12 protein-coding genes are annotated in these 14,993 nt (G+C 69.8%); 4 read left to right on the forward strand and 8 right to left on the reverse strand.

Annotated elements, in window-relative coordinates; translation table 11 throughout:
- Position 1 precedes the first annotated feature (1 nt).
- The 8 genes from C8N24_RS02475 to C8N24_RS02510 form a co-directional block, all read right to left on the reverse strand.
- Entirely contained in the window at positions 2–1,015 is a 1,014-nt protein-coding gene (locus tag C8N24_RS02475) for an ABC transporter ATP-binding protein (RefSeq protein ID WP_121247659.1), read from the reverse strand.
- On the reverse strand, positions 1,015–1,836 hold the full coding sequence (locus tag C8N24_RS02480) for a carbohydrate ABC transporter permease (protein ID WP_121247661.1): 822 nt from the start codon (positions 1,834–1,836) through the stop codon (positions 1,015–1,017). Before C8N24_RS02480 ends, C8N24_RS02475 begins: the two co-directional genes overlap by 1 nt.
- Positions 1,833–2,771, reverse strand: coding sequence for a carbohydrate ABC transporter permease (locus C8N24_RS02485; protein ID WP_121247663.1), 939 nt, complete (start codon positions 2,769–2,771; stop codon positions 1,833–1,835). Before C8N24_RS02485 ends, C8N24_RS02480 begins: the two co-directional genes overlap by 4 nt.
- A 1-nt stretch (position 2,772) precedes the next feature.
- Entirely contained in the window at positions 2,773–4,125 is a 1,353-nt protein-coding gene (locus C8N24_RS02490) for an extracellular solute-binding protein (RefSeq protein ID WP_121247665.1), read from the reverse strand.
- Positions 4,122–5,033, reverse strand: coding sequence for a carbohydrate kinase family protein (locus tag C8N24_RS02495; RefSeq protein WP_121247667.1), 912 nt, complete (start codon positions 5,031–5,033; stop codon positions 4,122–4,124). Before C8N24_RS02495 ends, C8N24_RS02490 begins: the two co-directional genes overlap by 4 nt.
- Positions 5,030–6,373 carry a family 4 glycosyl hydrolase gene (locus tag C8N24_RS02500; protein WP_121247669.1) on the reverse strand — a complete coding sequence of 448 codons (1,344 nt, stop codon included), beginning with the start codon at positions 6,371–6,373 and terminating at the stop codon, positions 5,030–5,032. The genes C8N24_RS02495 and C8N24_RS02500 overlap by 4 nt, the downstream gene beginning before the upstream one ends.
- Complete coding sequence (locus C8N24_RS02505; RefSeq protein ID WP_121247671.1) at positions 6,370–7,128, reverse strand: DeoR/GlpR family DNA-binding transcription regulator; 759 nt, start codon at positions 7,126–7,128, stop codon at positions 6,370–6,372. The genes C8N24_RS02500 and C8N24_RS02505 overlap by 4 nt, the downstream gene beginning before the upstream one ends.
- A gap of 68 nt (positions 7,129–7,196) precedes the next feature.
- A complete protein-coding gene (locus C8N24_RS02510) occupies positions 7,197–7,862 on the reverse strand; it encodes a transthyretin-like family protein (protein WP_147447582.1) in 666 nt (221 codons plus the stop codon).
- A 130-nt stretch (positions 7,863–7,992) separates the two neighbouring features.
- On the opposite strand from C8N24_RS02510, the gene C8N24_RS02515 reads away from it, so the two are divergent.
- The 4 genes from C8N24_RS02515 (at position 7,993) to C8N24_RS02530 (ending at position 14,947) form a co-directional block, all read left to right on the forward strand.
- Positions 7,993–11,472: a PIG-L family deacetylase gene (locus C8N24_RS02515; RefSeq protein WP_211339814.1), complete on the forward strand. Its 3,480-nt coding sequence runs from the start codon at positions 7,993–7,995 to the stop codon at positions 11,470–11,472.
- A 147-nt stretch (positions 11,473–11,619) separates the two neighbouring features.
- Positions 11,620–12,300, forward strand: coding sequence for a succinate dehydrogenase cytochrome b subunit (locus tag C8N24_RS02520; RefSeq protein WP_121247675.1), 681 nt, complete (start codon positions 11,620–11,622; stop codon positions 12,298–12,300).
- Positions 12,297–14,216 (forward strand): fumarate reductase/succinate dehydrogenase flavoprotein subunit, encoded by a 1,920-nt coding sequence (locus C8N24_RS02525; RefSeq protein ID WP_121247677.1) that lies wholly within the window; start codon positions 12,297–12,299, stop codon positions 14,214–14,216. Before C8N24_RS02520 ends, C8N24_RS02525 begins: the two co-directional genes overlap by 4 nt.
- Positions 14,213–14,947, forward strand: a complete 735-nt coding sequence (locus C8N24_RS02530) for a succinate dehydrogenase/fumarate reductase iron-sulfur subunit (protein ID WP_121247679.1) — start codon at positions 14,213–14,215, stop codon at positions 14,945–14,947. Before C8N24_RS02525 ends, C8N24_RS02530 begins: the two co-directional genes overlap by 4 nt.
- Positions 14,948–14,993 lie beyond the last annotated feature (46 nt).

The following is a 14,993-nucleotide window of genomic DNA, read 5'->3' on the forward strand; positions in this document are numbered from 1 at the left end:
ATCACAGGGAGGCTCCAGAGTCGGCGTCGAAGTAGCGCAGGCCGGACTCTATGAGGCCGAACTCCATCTCGTCGCCCACCTCGCGCACCGCGCGCCCCTCCTCGAAGACGGTCAGCCGCGCTTCGCCCACGTCCACGCCCACGAACGTCTCGCGCCCCAGCGCCTCGACGAACGCGACCCGCCCCTGGAGCGGCCCGATCAGCCCCTCGCGCCACGGGCGCACGTGCTCGGGTCGGACGCCCACCAGGGCGCCGTTGCGTGGCAGGGTGAGGCCCACCTGGGCGCCGGTGAAGAAGCTCATCGACGGCGAGCCGATGAAGCCGGCGACGAAGCGGTTGGCGGGCCGCTCGTAGAGCTCCTCGGGCGTGCCGACCTGCTCGAGCCGGCCCTCGTTCATGACCGCGATCCGGTCGCCCATCGTCATCGCCTCGACCTGGTCGTGCGTGACGTAGACCGTCGTGGTCTGGACCTCCTGCTGCAGCCGCCGGATCTCACCGCGCGTCTGCGTGCGCAGCTTCGCGTCGAGGTTGCTCAGCGGCTCGTCCATCAGGAACACCTGCGGCTCGCGCACGAGCGCCCGGCCCAGCGCGACGCGCTGCGCCTGGCCGCCGCTGAGCTGCCCCGGCTTGCGCTGCAGCAGCGCGCTCATGTCCAGGAGCCGCGCGGCCTCCTCGACGCGGCGCTTGATCTCGTCCGACGCGACCTTGCGCCGACGCAGGCCGAACGCGAGGTTGTCGAACACGGTCATCTGCGGATACAGCGCGTAGTCCTGGAAGACCATCGCGATGTCCCGCTCGCGCGGCGCGACGTCGTTCACGCGCCGCTCGCCGATGAAGATCGAGCCGGCGGTGATCGCCTCCAGCCCGGCCAGCATCCGCAGCGCGGTGGTCTTGCCCGAGCCCGACGGGCCGACCAGCACCATGAACTCGCCGTCGGCGATCTCCAGCGACAGGTCACGGACGGCCTCGACCGCCCCGAACCGCTTGCCGACCGCATCGAACCGAACACCCGCCATCAGCCCTTCACCGCCCCTGAGAGCATCCCGCGGATGAAGTGCCGCTGGAGGAAGACGTACACGATCACGACGGGCAGCGCCACGATCACCGAACCGGCCGCCATCAGCGTCAGGTCCGACGTGTTGCGCCCCTGGAACACGCTCAGCCCGAGCGGCGCCGTCAGCTTCCCGTCGTCCGTGATCATCACGAGCACGAGCAGGAACTCGTTCCAGGTCCACATGAACAGCAGCACGGCCATGGTCAGCACGGCCGGCTTGGCCAGCGGCAGCAGCACGCGCCAGAGCGTGAACCACGAGGACGCCCCGTCCAGCCGCGCCGCCTCGACCAGGGACCGCGGCACCGACCGGAAGTACGTGCGCATCCAGAACGTCCCGAACGCGACCGACGTGGCGATCTGCGGCAGGATGATCGACCAGTAGGTGTTCTGGAGCTGCCAGCTGTCGCGCATCTCGTAGTAGAGCGGCACGATGATCGCCTCCATCGGGACCATCAGCCCGAGGAGAAAGACATAGAACAGCAGCGTCGAGCCGCGGAAGCGCATCAGCCCGAACGCGTACCCCGCGAGGATCGACAGCAGCGACGCCACCGACACCACGACCACCGCGACGAACACGCTGTTGCGCAGGTACGTGCCGAAGTTCGCCTCGTCCCACGCGGTGGAGAAGTTCGAGAAGTGCAGGCCGTCGATCGACCCGAAGGACGCGAAGCCGTCCGGATCCTGCAGCGCCGTGAACACGATCCCGGCGACCGGCAGCAGCGCGATCAGCGAGAACACGCCGAGGATCGTGTAGCCGAGCGTCTGCTCCGCACGCGAGGTCACGACGAGCGCTCCGCGACGCGGTTGATCGTGAACGAGATCAGGAAGATCACGAGGGTGAGGGTGACGCCCACGGCGGCGGCCGACCCGACCTGGCTGCTCTCGAACGCGCGCGAGAACACCTGGAACGCGGGGACGGTCGTCGAGTCGCCGGGGCCGCCCTGCGTGGTGATGTACACGAGGTCGAAGTTGCGCAGCGCGTAGATCGTCGTCAGCGTCAGCGCCACCGCGATCTCCCCGCGCAGGCCGGGCAGCGTCACCGCGAGGAACTCGCGGAACGGCCCCGCGCCGTCCACGCGCGCCGCGTCGTACAGCGACGGCGGGATCTTCTGCACGCCCGCGGTGAGCAGCACCATCGCCAGCCCGAAGTACACCCACGTGCCGATCAGGCCGACCGACGGCAGCGCCAGCGAGAAGTCCCCCAGCCACGACTTGCCCTCGATCCCGAACCAGCCGAGGAAGCGGTTCAGCGCCCCGTTCTCGGGGTCGTAGATCATCTTCCACATGACCGCGACGACCACCATCGCGATCACCTGCGGCAGGAACAGGATCGTCCGGAAGAACGCCAGCCCGCGCACCTGCGCGCGCGCCATCACGCCCGCCAGCAGCAGGCCGATGAGGATCGGCAGGACCGCGTAGAAGACGAGCAGGATGAGCGCGTGCAGGAACGCGCTGCGTAGCTCCTCGTCGGTGAAGACGTCCGTGTAGTTGCCCAGGCCCACCCACGTCGCCGGCGAGCTGGGCAGCCCGTTCCACTCCCACAGCGAGTACCACAGCGCCTCGGCGAGCGGGTACAGCACGAAGCACGCGAAGACGGCGAACGCCGGCAGCACGTACAGGTAGCCGACGAGGCGGGGCTCGCCGGGCGGACGTTCACCCGGGGAGCCCTTGCCAGAGGCCGTCTCAGCCGCTTCGAGTGGCGCGGCCGCGACCGTCACGTCAGCGCGACTCCGACCACTTGTCGAACGCCTTCTGCACACCGGCCGTGAACTCGGTGGGCGACTGCTTGCCGCCCAGCAGCTCCTGGATGGCGCCGCTGATGTCGTCGTAGAACGTCGGCGTCGTGTAGTCCAGGTACGGGATCACGCCGTCGGCGTCGTTGAGCTTCTGCCACGCGTCCGCCACCTCGACCGACACGCCGGAGGCCGGCTTGGGCGCGCCCTTCATCGCCGGCAGGTTGTCCGTGTCCACGAGCACCTTGGCGGCGTTGGCGTCCGTCAGGAAGTCGATGTACGCGGCGGCCACGTCCGGGTTCTTGGCGGAGGTGGTGATCGTCCACGGCAGGTCCTCGCCGCCGAGCGAGACCGGGGCGTTCGGGTCCTGGCCGGGCATCAGCATGAAGCCGACCTTGTCACCCATCTGCTTCGCGAGGTCGGCCGTCACCCACGTGCCCGCGATCAGGTACCAGGACTTGCCCTTCGCGAACGACTGCCAGGCCGGGTCGTAGTCCGTGCCGTTGAAGTTCTTGTTGAAGTAGCCCTTGTCGACCCACTCCTTGATCTTCGTCGCGCCTGCCTGGAACTCCGGGTTGTCGAAGGAGGCGCCGTCGCGGGCGAAGACGAAGTCGCGGATCGCCTGCTTGTCGGCGGTCTGCCCCAGCACGCTCTCGAAGTTGTGGATGCCGGGCCACTTCTCGAGGTTGCCGAACATGATCGGCGTGTCGCCGGCGCCCTTGGCCTGCTCGAGCGAGGCCTCAAACTCGGTCAACGTCGTGGGCGGCGTGGACACCTTGTCCTTGTTGTAGAAGACGCCCACGATCTCGCCCGCCTGGGAGAGGCCGTACAGGTCGCCGGAGCCGAACTCGGCGCCGTCGGCCGAGAACTTGTTGAGGTCCAGCAGCGTCGAGGAGTAGCGGGACTCCCAGTCGTAGACCTTCGCGTAGTCGGTCACCGGGCGCAGCAGCTTGGCCTTGATCATCTCGCCCATCACGCCGCGGCCCTGGTTGGCCTGCACGACGTCCGGCGCGTCCGCGCCCGAGGCCGCCAGCTTGACCGTCTTCTGCAGGTCCTCGAACGACTTCTTCGTGCGGTCGATCGTGACGTTCGGGTACTTGGCTTGGAACTGCTTGTTGAGCTCCTCGATCTCCGCGTTCTGACCACCGCGGACGTTCTGGTCCCACACCGTCAACGTGACGTCGCCGGCCGCCGCCACGTCGGGCTTGGCCTCGACCGTCGCGGTCGGCGTCGACTGCGCCGTGTTCTTGTCGTCGTCGCTGGACGCGCCCGGTCCACCACAGCCGGCGACGAGCGCCGACAGAGCGAACGCCGCAGCCAGGAATCGCTTCGCCTTCACTGGTCCTCCTTCATCGCAGCCGGCTGTCGCACTGGCGACGTCAGCCCGTATGAAGCGCCCTCCTCCAAGAGCGCCCTCAACGTCACCGCCCCCGCAACGGCGGTGGCGACCCTCACTGACAGTGATGCATACAGGACCGCCCAGCGCAGGCGCTGCTCGAGCGCCGCACCCCAGTGGTCGGCCCACACGTAGGCGGCGGCGAACAGGTCGCCGGCGCCGGTCGTGTCCACTGCCTCGACGGCCACGCCCTCCACGTGGACCGTCCCCTCCGCCCCGGCGGCCAACGCGCCGTCCGGGCCCAACGTCACGATCGCGACCGGCGCCGCCTGCGCCAGCTGCGCCGCCGCCGTCTCCGCATCGGGGGCGCCGCTGAGCAGCAGCGCCTCCCGTTCGTTGACGAGCAGCGCCCGCGCGGAGGCCAGCTCCGCGGGAAGCTCCCGACCGGCGAGCGCACGGGCGTCCAGGTCACCAACCGAGACGTAGGTGCGTGCGCCCGCCGGCGCGAGGGGCAAACGGGGGATCGACAGCACGACCGCACGGGGCTCGACGGCTGCGAGCTCCGAGGCGGTCACGCTCTCCCCCGGGTCAAAGGTCGCCATGGCGCGGTCGCCATCGGCCGGCATGATCACCGTCACCGGCGTGCGCTCCACGAGCCGCCCGTCCCAGCGCACGCCCTCATCGGCGAGCAACGTGCGCAGGAGCATGCCGACGGCGTCGTCGCCGAGCGGCGACGTCAGCGACGACGTCAGCCCGAGCCGCGCCGCGCCGACCGCGGTGATCGCGCCGCCGCCGGGCGAGCGCAAGAAGTCCTGCGCCAGACGTTCCTCGCCGGGCTTGGGGATCTGGTCGAGCCCGACGAGCGTCAGGTCCAGGAACGCGGGCTCGGCGCAGGCGAGGTCGACGCTCATGCGGCGAACGCCTCCGCGAGCTCGGGCAGCCGCCGGCGGTAGCCGTCGAAGATCTCGCGCGCCGTGTTCACCGACGGCACGAGCGGGTGCAGCGCGAGCGCCTTGATCGCGAGCTGCTCAGAGCCGCTCAGGGCCGCGTCGATGGTCGTGCGCTCCACGTCCTTCATGGTCGAGATGAGCGACGCGGCGTGCGCCGGCACCTCGCCCACCGCGACCGGGACCGGCCCGGACCGGCCCACGATGCACGGCACCTCGACCACGGCGCGCTCGTCCAGGAACGGCAGCGCGCTGCGGTTGGCGGTGTTGAGGATGAGCACCTCGCGCGTGTTGTTGACGATCGCGTCCACGACCGCCATCGCCTCGCTCTCGTAGCCCGAGTTCTCCTCGATGTCGTGCTCGCCCTCCTGGCCGGCGGCGGCGCGCGCCTCGGCCATGTAGGTGCGCTCGCGGTCGTGACGGGTGGCCCGCCAGTCGGCCAGCGCGGCCGGGGCGTCGGCGCCGTTGCGGGCGTAGAACTCGCGCTGCTGCTGCAGCAGGAACGACCCGCGGGAGCCGCCGCCGCGGATCGCGTTGACGGTGTCCGCGGCGTAGTAGAAGTAGTAGAGGTACTCGTTCGGGAGCATCTCCAGGCTGCGCAGCCAGTCGCCGCCGAACAGCCGGCCCTCCTCGAAGCGCTCGAGCGCCGCGTCGTCGGCGAGCAGCTCCTCCAGCAGCGGCGCCCCCGTGCCGTCGCGCACGTCCTTGAGCCAGCCGAGGTGGTTGAGCCCGAAGTAGTCGAACCAGAGGGCCTTGGGGTCGCGGCCCATGATCGCGGCGACGCGCCGGCACATGCCCGAGGGCGAGTCGCAGATCCCGACGACCTTGTCGCCGAGGATGCGCTGCGTGGCCTCGGTGACCATGCCCGCCGGGTTCGTGAAGTTGATCAGCCAGCCGTTGGGCGCGTGTGCGGCCATCGTCTCGGCGAGCTTGGTCATCACCGGGATCGTCCGCAGCGCGAAGCAGATGCCGCCCGGCCCCGTCGTCTCCTGGCCGAGGACGCCCATCCCGAGCGGCACGTCCTCGTCGATCACGCGACCCTCGAGCTGGCCGACGCGGATGGCGCAGAACACGAAGTCCGCGTCCCGCACCGCGTCCACCAGGTCCGTCGTCGTGCGGAACGGCAGCTGCACGCCCTTCTCCGCCGCGAGCCCGTCCAGCACGTGCCCGATCCGATCCTGACGCGAGTCGTCGACGTCGTAGAGCACGACCTCGTCAAGCCCCAGCCGCTCCTTGCGATCCAGCAGCGCGCCGTACACCAGCGGGACGCGGAACCCGCCCCCGCCCACGATCGTGAGCTTCACGCGACCGTCACCTCAATCCCGTTCGCGTCGACGACCGAGCGCACCGAGGCCGGCAGCGGCGCGTCCGTCACGACATGGTCCAGCGACTCCGGCCCGCACACCCGGACCATCCCGGCCATCGCGAACTTCGCGACGTCCGCGATCAGCACCACGCAGTCGGCCCCCGCGATCATCAGGCGCTTGATCGGCACCTCGACCATCGTGGTGTCCCACACGCCCATCTCGCCGTCCACCCCGCTCGTGCCCAAGAAGGCGATGTCCGACTTGAGCTGGCGGAGCGAGTCCTCCGCGAGCACGCCGACGAGCGACCGGTAGTTGCGGCGGACGATCCCGCCCGGCAGCACGAGCTCGATCCCCTCATCGGGCAGCAGCTCCTCCACCACGGCGAGGTTCGTCGTGACGACCGTGATCTGCTTGCCGTGCAGGTGGCGGGAGATCGCCGTCGTCGACGTGCCGATGTCGATCATCACCGTCTGGCCGTCCTCCACCAGCGCGGCCGCCGCGGCGCCCAGCCGGTCCTTGACCGCCGAGCGCTCCACCGCGATCTGCGAGAAGCCGGGCTCCTGCCCCGCCGTGTGCATCGCCCCGCCGTGGACCCGCTCGAGCTTGCCGTCCCGCGCCAGCCGGTGCAGGTCACGCCGCACCGTCATCTCGGACACGCCGAACGTCTCGGCCAGGTGGCCGACGTGCACGTGCCCGTCACGGACGGCGCGCAGGATCTCGACCCGGCGCTGTGCCGGCAGGAGCGTCGTCATCGGCTCGCAACACTAGTGAACAAGACCGGACGGACTTGTATCAGCTTCGAACGACGGAAGCGAGAACGTCAGAACTGCAAGCGGAGCTTGGGGCAGCTCTGGTTCGGGTCGCCCATGCCGGAGCCCGTGGAGGCGCGGAAGCACGACGCGTAGCGGAACGCGCCGTCCCAGCTCGAGGGCAGCCGGATCGTCACCTGCGACGTGTAGCGCCCGGCCTTCACGCGCTTGAGCTGCCCCGTCCGCCGCAGCGAGGCACGCGCGGAGCCACGCTTGCCGAGGTAGAACAGGGTCGGCGCGCTCAGACGCACCGGCTTGGGCACCGTGTAGCGCTGGTAGAGCCGGACGACGCCGGGCGACAGCGCGCGGAAGGAGAGCTCGAAGCCCGGCAGCGTATAGGCCTGCAGGCGCTTCGAGGTCAGCTCCTGGGCCGGCGCGATCACGCGCAGGCGGTGGTTGCGGTCCAGCTCGGCGTCCAGCTCGAAGGCGCCGTCGGCGTCGGTCGTGGCGCGTTCGATCACCCGGTAGGAGCCCTCGTACGGGTAACGCCGCCCCTCGAGGATCACCTCCTGGTTCGACAGCGGCATCGTGCCGTCGAGCAGCGTCCCGCGCACCTGATGCGCGGCGCCGTACCGCAGCGACTCGCGCGCCAGCTCGACCGTCAGCAGCGGCGCCGCCTGGGCGGTCGCGGGCAGTGCGAGGGTCCCCGCGACGAGCAATCCGAGCATCAAACGCATCCGTTTCAAGGCTAGCCAGGACTTGACAACTTCAATAAGGTCCGTCGGCAGCTCTGTTCGATGTCGTTCGAAGGGGTGCGAGTGTGAGGGCACTCCGAGGAGAGAGGGAGACGACGTGAGACGGTTTGGCGTGTTGTTGGCCATGGCGATCGGGCTCTGGGCGGCCCCGGCGGCCACCGCCGCGCCCTACACCGCGAGCTCCGCGGTGAAGATCAACGTCATGGGCGAGTGGGCCCACCCCGATGACGACACCAGCATCATCGGCCCGTGCGGCGTATGGCATGAGCGCTACGACACCCGCTGCGGGATCATCATGGTCACGCGCGGCGAGGGCGGCGGCAACGCCACCGGCACCGAGATCGGGCCGCAGCTTGGCCTCCGGCGCGAGAACGAGGACCGCGTCGCGCACTACCGCAGCGGCACGATCGACATCTTCAACATCGACTCGGTCGACTTCTTCTACAACACGAGCGCGCCGCTGACCCAGTTCTTCTGGGGCAACGAGACGCTCCGCCGGATCACGCGGATCATCCGCATGACCCAGCCCGACGTCTACATCGGGTTCACGCCCTCGCTGAACGCGGGGCACGGCAACCACCAGCAGGCCGGCCGGTACATCTGGGAGGGCGTCAAGGCCGCGGCCGATCCGACGATGTTCCCGGAGCAACTGACGGGCCCGAACGCCCTGTCCACCTGGCAGGTCAAGAAGATCTTCTCCGGCGGCTCGACCACCGGCACGGGCGGCACCACCACCGAGGCCGACTGCACGACCGGCTTCATCCCCGCCGCCACCAACGTGGACACGGTCGCGGGCGTGTGGACGGGCTACGCGTCGCCCTACAAGTGGCCGGCGGGCAACGTCCAGGGCCAGCCCGCGGGCTCGGCCAAGACGTGGGCGCAGGTCGCGGCCGAAGGCTCCCGCGCGTACCCGACGCAGAGCCGCGTGATGTTCAACACGTTGCAGGCGCCGGGCTGCTCGCGGTTCGGCATGACCGACTCCTACGTGCCGTTCGAGCCCAACGTGAGCCCCGACGGCAGCGCCAACCCGCTCGCCGGCAAGGACGACGCGATCCTCTACGGCGCGACGAAGGCGGCGCCGAACGGCCTGCCGCTCGGGACGCTCGAGTACCTGAGCTTCTCGCGCTTCTTCAACACGCCGGGCACGCCCTTCCAGGCGACGCTCAACCTGAAGGCGGGCGGTGGCGCGCTCGCGGCCGGCACCGTCGCGCTGACGCTGCCCGCCGGATGGACGGCGGACGCGACGTCCAAGCCCGTGGCCGCCATCGCCGACGGCACGAGCAACACCGTCCAGTTCACGATCACCCCGCCCAACGACGCGGCCGTGGACGCGATGTACAAGATCGCCGCGCGCTACACGGCCGGCGGCAAGACGGGCTACACCGACGACACCGTGCGCCTGGTCTCCCCCGCCGAGGGTCGCTACCAGCGCTTCGGCAAGTGGCTCGAGTACGACAACTGGCTCCAGAACACGGCGCCCGCGGCGCTGCGCGTCGGCCGGTCGGCCGCGCTCGGCACGATCGTCATGGGCGAGACGGCGAGCTTCCCGGTCAACGTCCACAACTGGTCGGACACGCCGCAGAGCGGCACCGTCAGCCTGACGCTGCCGGGCAACTTCACGGCGACGCAGACCTCGCTGCCGTACGGGCCGATCGCCCCGGGCGGCGACGCGACCGTGACGTTCAGCGTCACCAACACCGACACCACGCTCCCGGCGAACCAGGTGTCCAACATCACGGTCACCACGACCAACTCCACCCGCGGTCCGGGCGCGGAGACGGTCGGCATGTCGATCCTCCCGAAGACGACGATCAACCAGGCGCCGGCCACCCCGGCCCTGGACGGCGTCGACAGCCCGGGCGAGTACGCCGGCTCGCTGCTGGACATCGGCCGCATCTGGGAAGGCGGCACGAACTGCCCCGCGGCGGGCTTCGGCACCGACTGCGGCACCTCGGGCGAGGTCGGCGGCCCGACGTCCACGTACGCCCGCGTGGCGTATCGCGACGACGCGCTGTTCTTCTTCATCCGCGTCCGCGACGAGTTCCAGTCGTACGCGGTCAAGCCCGAGGAGTGCGTCGCGCACTGGCTCGCGGACTCGGTCGAGATCCTGATCGACCCGCGCGGGCGCGCGTCCGAGAACGCGATGGACACGGCCAACACGTTCAAGCTCGGGATCTTCCCGTTCACGAACGACCCGACCGGGTCCAACGGCAACGGCGTCAACGGGCCGTGCTGGTCGCGTGACGCCGACAACCACCAGGGCTTCTCCACCGGGCCGCTCGCGGCGACGGTCGACGACGCCCCGAACGCGCCGGGCGTGCAGGTCTACTCGTCCGCCAAGTGGGTCGGCAACAACGACACGGGCACGAGCCACGCCTACGAGGGCGGCGGCTACACGCTCGAGGTGAAGATCCCGATGAGCGTCCTGCCGGCGGCGATCGACCCGAACCGCGTGTCGCTGAACATCACGCCGTACGACAACGACAACACGGCGGCCGCGGGCACGACGACGCTGCGCCACATCGACAACAGCGCCCGCCTCGCGTGGTCGACGTTCGGCAGCGTGCAGTCGGACCCGTACCGCTGGGGCCGCGCGACGCTGCCGGGCTACACGCCGCCGGCGGACCGCCCGACCGCCTACCGGACGCCGAACGTCTCGCATCCGAACCTCGACGGCGCGGCCTCGCCGCAGACGATCGCGCAGTCGGCGCGCAACGGCGTGCCGATCTCCGGCCGTGAGCCCGCACCCGAGGCGCGGGGGCTGAAGATCAACGGGGCGACGGTCAGCGGCACCACGGTGAACCTCAACGTCACCGCGGGCGCGGCGGGCACGGCACGGCTGTACCTGTACGACGTCAACCCGATCGACGGCAACAAGAGCTACACGCGCGTGTGGAACACGAGCTGCAACCCGGCCACGAACCCCGCGCCGGACTACGGGCTCTCCGCGTGCGGTGCCGCCGACGGCACGACGCCGCCGTGGGCGCCGGACATGATGGGCGCGATCAAGGCGTCGCGGACGGTCGCGGTGACCGCCGGCACGCAGACGATCACGCTCACCGGCGCCACCGCCGCGCAGCTCTCCAGCGGCGCCTCGCTGCTCGTCTCGTTCGTGAACGCGTCCAACGAGGTGCAGGCGTTCGACGTGCCGATCAAGGCCACGTCGGGCGACGGCACCGTCGGCGGCACCGTGCCGGCCACGCTGTCGCTCGCGCTCGACGGGCCGGTGACGTTCGGCGCGTTCACGCCGGGCCTGCCGAAGACCTACCTCGCCGGCACCAAGGCGACCGTGACCTCCACGGCCGGCGACGCGCTCCTGAGCGTGTCGGACACGGGCCCGAACCCGGGCTACCTCGTCAATGGCGCGTTCAAGCTCGCCGAGCCGCTGCAGGCACGGGCGCGCAACGCGTCCAACACCGGCACGGCGTTCAACAACGTCGGCTCGTCGCTGAACCTGCTGATGTGGAACGGCCCGGTCTCCAACGACCGCGTCGACCTGGAGTTCTCGCAGCTCATCAAGGCCAACGACCCGCTCCGCACGGGCACGTACGCCAAGACGCTGACGTTCACCCTGTCGACGACTCAGCCGTAGTGATGTCTGGCCGGAAGGGCGGTCTCCACGCCGCCCTTCCGGTCCGGCGGCTGACGCCGAAAACCGCAAGACAGCGCCCAAACCGGGACTTTGTGACGAATGTCCTTAGGGGGACCCCATAGCGGTGGCTAGGATCGCTGTTCGTTCATGAGCGCCGCAACGCGAATGCGGCCGTCGCTATGGAGCACGGCCGTCGGCAAGAAGTACGCGATGGCCATCAGCGGCCTGGTCCTGATGGGCTACGTGCTGCTGCACATGGTCGGCAACCTGAAGATCTACTTCGGGGCCTCCGCACTCAACGAGTACGCCGAGTGGCTGCGCGAGATCGGCGAGCCGGCACTGCCACGCGAGTGGCTGCTGTGGGGCCTGCGGATCGTGCTGCTCGTGGCCGTCGTGGTCCATATCTACGCGGCGTACGCACTTACTCGTATGAACCAGCGCGCGCGGCCGGTGAAGTACGCCTCCAAGCGTGACTACGTCGCGGCGGACTTCGCGTCGCGGACGATGCGCTGGACCGGCATCATCGTCGTCCTCTTCGTCATCTGGCACCTGCTGGACCTGACGTGGGGCACGACCAACCCCGACTTCGTGAGCGGCGACGTCTACCACAACGTCATCGCCTCGTTCGAGCGCATCCCGGTCGCGATCGCGTACGTGATCGCCAACCTGGCGCTCGGCGTGCACCTGTACCACGGCGCCTGGAGCCTGTTCCAGAGCATGGGCTGGTACGGCACCTGGCGCCGGACGTTCTCGATCGCCTTCGCGGCCGTGGTCGTCGCCGGCAACGTCTCCTTCCCGCTCGCCGTCATGTTCGGAGTGGTCAATTGAGTCTCACGCTCGAGTCCCTGATCCCGCCCGGCAGCATCGAGCGCGCCTGGGACGATCATCGCTTCAACGTGCGGCTGGTGAACGCGTCCAACAAGCGGCGCTTCAAGATCATCGTCGTCGGCACCGGCCTGGCCGGCGGCTCGGCCGCGGCGACGCTCGCCGAGCTCGGGTACGACGTCCACGTCTACACGTTCCACGACACCCCGCGCCGCGCGCACTCGATCGCCGCCCAGGGCGGGATCAACGCGGCCAAGGACTACCGCAACGACGGCGACTCGATCTTCCGGCTGTTCTACGACACCGTGAAGGGCGGCGACTTCCGCTCGCGCGAGGCCAACGTGTACCGGCTCGCGCAGGTGTCGAACGAGATCATCGACCAGGCGACCGCCCAGGGCGTGCCGTTCGCGCGCGAGTACGGCGGCCTGCTCGACAACCGGTCGTTCGGCGGCGCTCAGGTGTCCCGCACGTTCTACGCGCGCGGCCAGACCGGCCAGCAGCTGCTGCTCGGCGCGTACCAGGCGCTGATGCGCCAGGTCGCCGCGGGCAAGGTCCAGCTGAACACGCGGACGGAGATGCTGGACGTCGTGACCGACGAGGACGGCCGCGCGATCGGCGTCATCGTCCGTGACCTGCTGACCGGCGAGGTCCGCAGCGAGGCCGCGCACGCGGTCGTGCTCGCGACCGGCGGCTACTCGAACGTCTTCTACCTCTCCACGAACGCGAAGGCGTCCAACGCCACCGCGATCTGGCGCGCCCACAAGCGCGGCGCCGCGTTCGCGAACCCGTGCTTCACGCAGATCCACCCGACGTGCATCCCGCAGTCCGACGACACGCAGTCCAAGCTCACGCTGATGAGCGAGTCGCTGCGCAACGACGGCCGCATCTGGGTGCCGAAGAAGGCGGGCGACGACCGCGCTCCGGAGGAGATCCCGGAGGACGAGCGCGACTACTTCCTCGAGCGCCGCTACCCGGCCTTCGGCAACCTCGTCCCGCGTGACGTCGCCAGCCGCAACGCCAAGGCGATGATCGACCAGGACCTGGGCGTCGGGCCGCGTCGCAACGGCGTGTACCTGGACTTCACCGACGCCATCAAGCGGCTCGGCGAGGACCTGATCCGGTCGCGCTACGGGAACCTGTTCCAGATGTACGAGCGGATCACGGGCGAGGACCCGTACCGCGTGCCGATGCGCATCTACCCCGCCCCCCACTACACGATGGGCGGCCTGTGGGTGGACTACGACCTGATGACCACGGTCCAGGGCCTGTACGCGATCGGCGAGGCGAACTTCTCCGACCACGGCGCGAACCGCCTCGGCGCGAGCGCGCTGATGCAGGGCCTGGCCGACGGCTACTTCGTCCTGCCGGTCACGATCGGCGACTACCTCGCGCCGCTGCTCGGCCAGCCGCAGCCGACCACGGACCATGACGCCTTCCGCGAGGCGGAGGCGGACGTCCGCCAGCGCGTCACGGGCTATCTCAACAGCGAGGGCGAGCACTCCGTGGACTGGTTCCACCGCGAGCTCGGCAAGATCATGTGGAGCGCGTGCGGCATGGCCCGCAACGCGGCCGGGCTCGAGACCGCGCTGCAGGACATTGCGGGGCTGCACGAGCGCTTCAAGACCGGCGTGAAGGTGCTCGGCGACGAGGCGAACCTCAACCAGTCGCTCGAGAAGGCCGGCCGCGTGGACGACTTCTTCGAGCTCGCGCAGCTGATGTGCCGCGACGCGCTGCACCGCGAGGAGTCGTGCGGCGGGCACTTCCGCGAGGAGCACCAGACGCCGGACGGCGAGGCGCTGCGTGACGATGAGCACTTCTCGTATGTGGCGGCGTGGGAGTACACGGGCGGCGAGCCGCGGCTGCATAAGGAGGAGCTGACGTTCCAGCACGTGCGCCCGACCCAGAGGAGCTACGCATGAACGTGCACCTCAAGGTCTGGCGGCAGGCCGGCCCGGACGCCCCGGGCGACTTCGAGACCTACGACGTGGCCGACGTCACCGAGGAGATGTCCTTCCTCGAGCTGCTGGACGTGCTCAACGAGCAGCTCATCAGCGAGGGCCGCGACCCGGTCGCGTTCGACTCGGACTGCCGCGAGGGCATCTGCGGCTCGTGCGGGATCATGATCGACGGCCAAGCCCACGGCCCGCAGCGCGGCACCGCCACGTGCCAGCTGCACATGCGGACCTACTCGGACGGCGACACGATCGTCGTCGAGCCGTTCCGCAGCGCGGGTTTCCCCCTGGTGCGTGACCTGGTCGTGGACCGGTCGGCGTTCGACCGCATCATCGAGGCGGGCGGCTTCATCACGGTGCCGACGGGCAGCGCGCCCGACGCGAACCTGACCCGCGTCCCCAAGGAAGATTCCGACCGCGCGATGGACGCGGCGCAGTGCATCGGCTGTGGTGCGTGCGTCGCCGCCTGCCCCAACGGGGCCGGCCAGCTCTTCACCGCAGCCAAGCTCGCACATCTGAACCTGCTCCCGCAAGGCCAACCGGAACGTCAGCGGCGTACGATCGGCATGGTGGAGGAGATGGAGAACTACTTCGGGTCGTGCACGAACCACCGAGAGTGCTCGGCGGCGTGCCCGAAGGAGATCTCGATCGACTTCATCGCCATGCTGAACCGCGACTTCCGGAAGGCTCGACGGTGAATCACGCTCAGATCGATCGCTTGCTGTCCTCGGTTCCGGCCGCCAC

Origin of the sequence: Solirubrobacter pauli (assembly GCF_003633755.1) — a bacterium.
Taxonomy (GTDB): domain Bacteria; phylum Actinomycetota; class Thermoleophilia; order Solirubrobacterales; family Solirubrobacteraceae; genus Solirubrobacter; species Solirubrobacter pauli.

Coding starts and splice junctions, on each gene's coding strand:
- C8N24_RS02475 (WP_121247659.1), bottom strand. CDS start 1,015: ATGGCGGGTGTTCGGTTCGATGCGGTCGGCAAGCGGTTCGGGGCGGTC.
- C8N24_RS02495 (WP_121247667.1), bottom strand. CDS start 5,033: ATGAGCGTCGACCTCGCCTGCGCCGAGCCCGCGTTCCTGGACCTGACG.
- C8N24_RS02505 (WP_121247671.1), bottom strand. CDS start 7,128: ATGACGACGCTCCTGCCGGCACAGCGCCGGGTCGAGATCCTGCGCGCC.
- C8N24_RS02510 (WP_147447582.1), bottom strand. CDS start 7,862: ATGCGTTTGATGCTCGGATTGCTCGTCGCGGGGACCCTCGCACTGCCC.
- C8N24_RS02520 (WP_121247675.1), top strand. CDS start 11,620: ATGAGCGCCGCAACGCGAATGCGGCCGTCGCTATGGAGCACGGCCGTC.
- C8N24_RS02530 (WP_121247679.1), top strand. CDS start 14,213: ATGAACGTGCACCTCAAGGTCTGGCGGCAGGCCGGCCCGGACGCCCCG.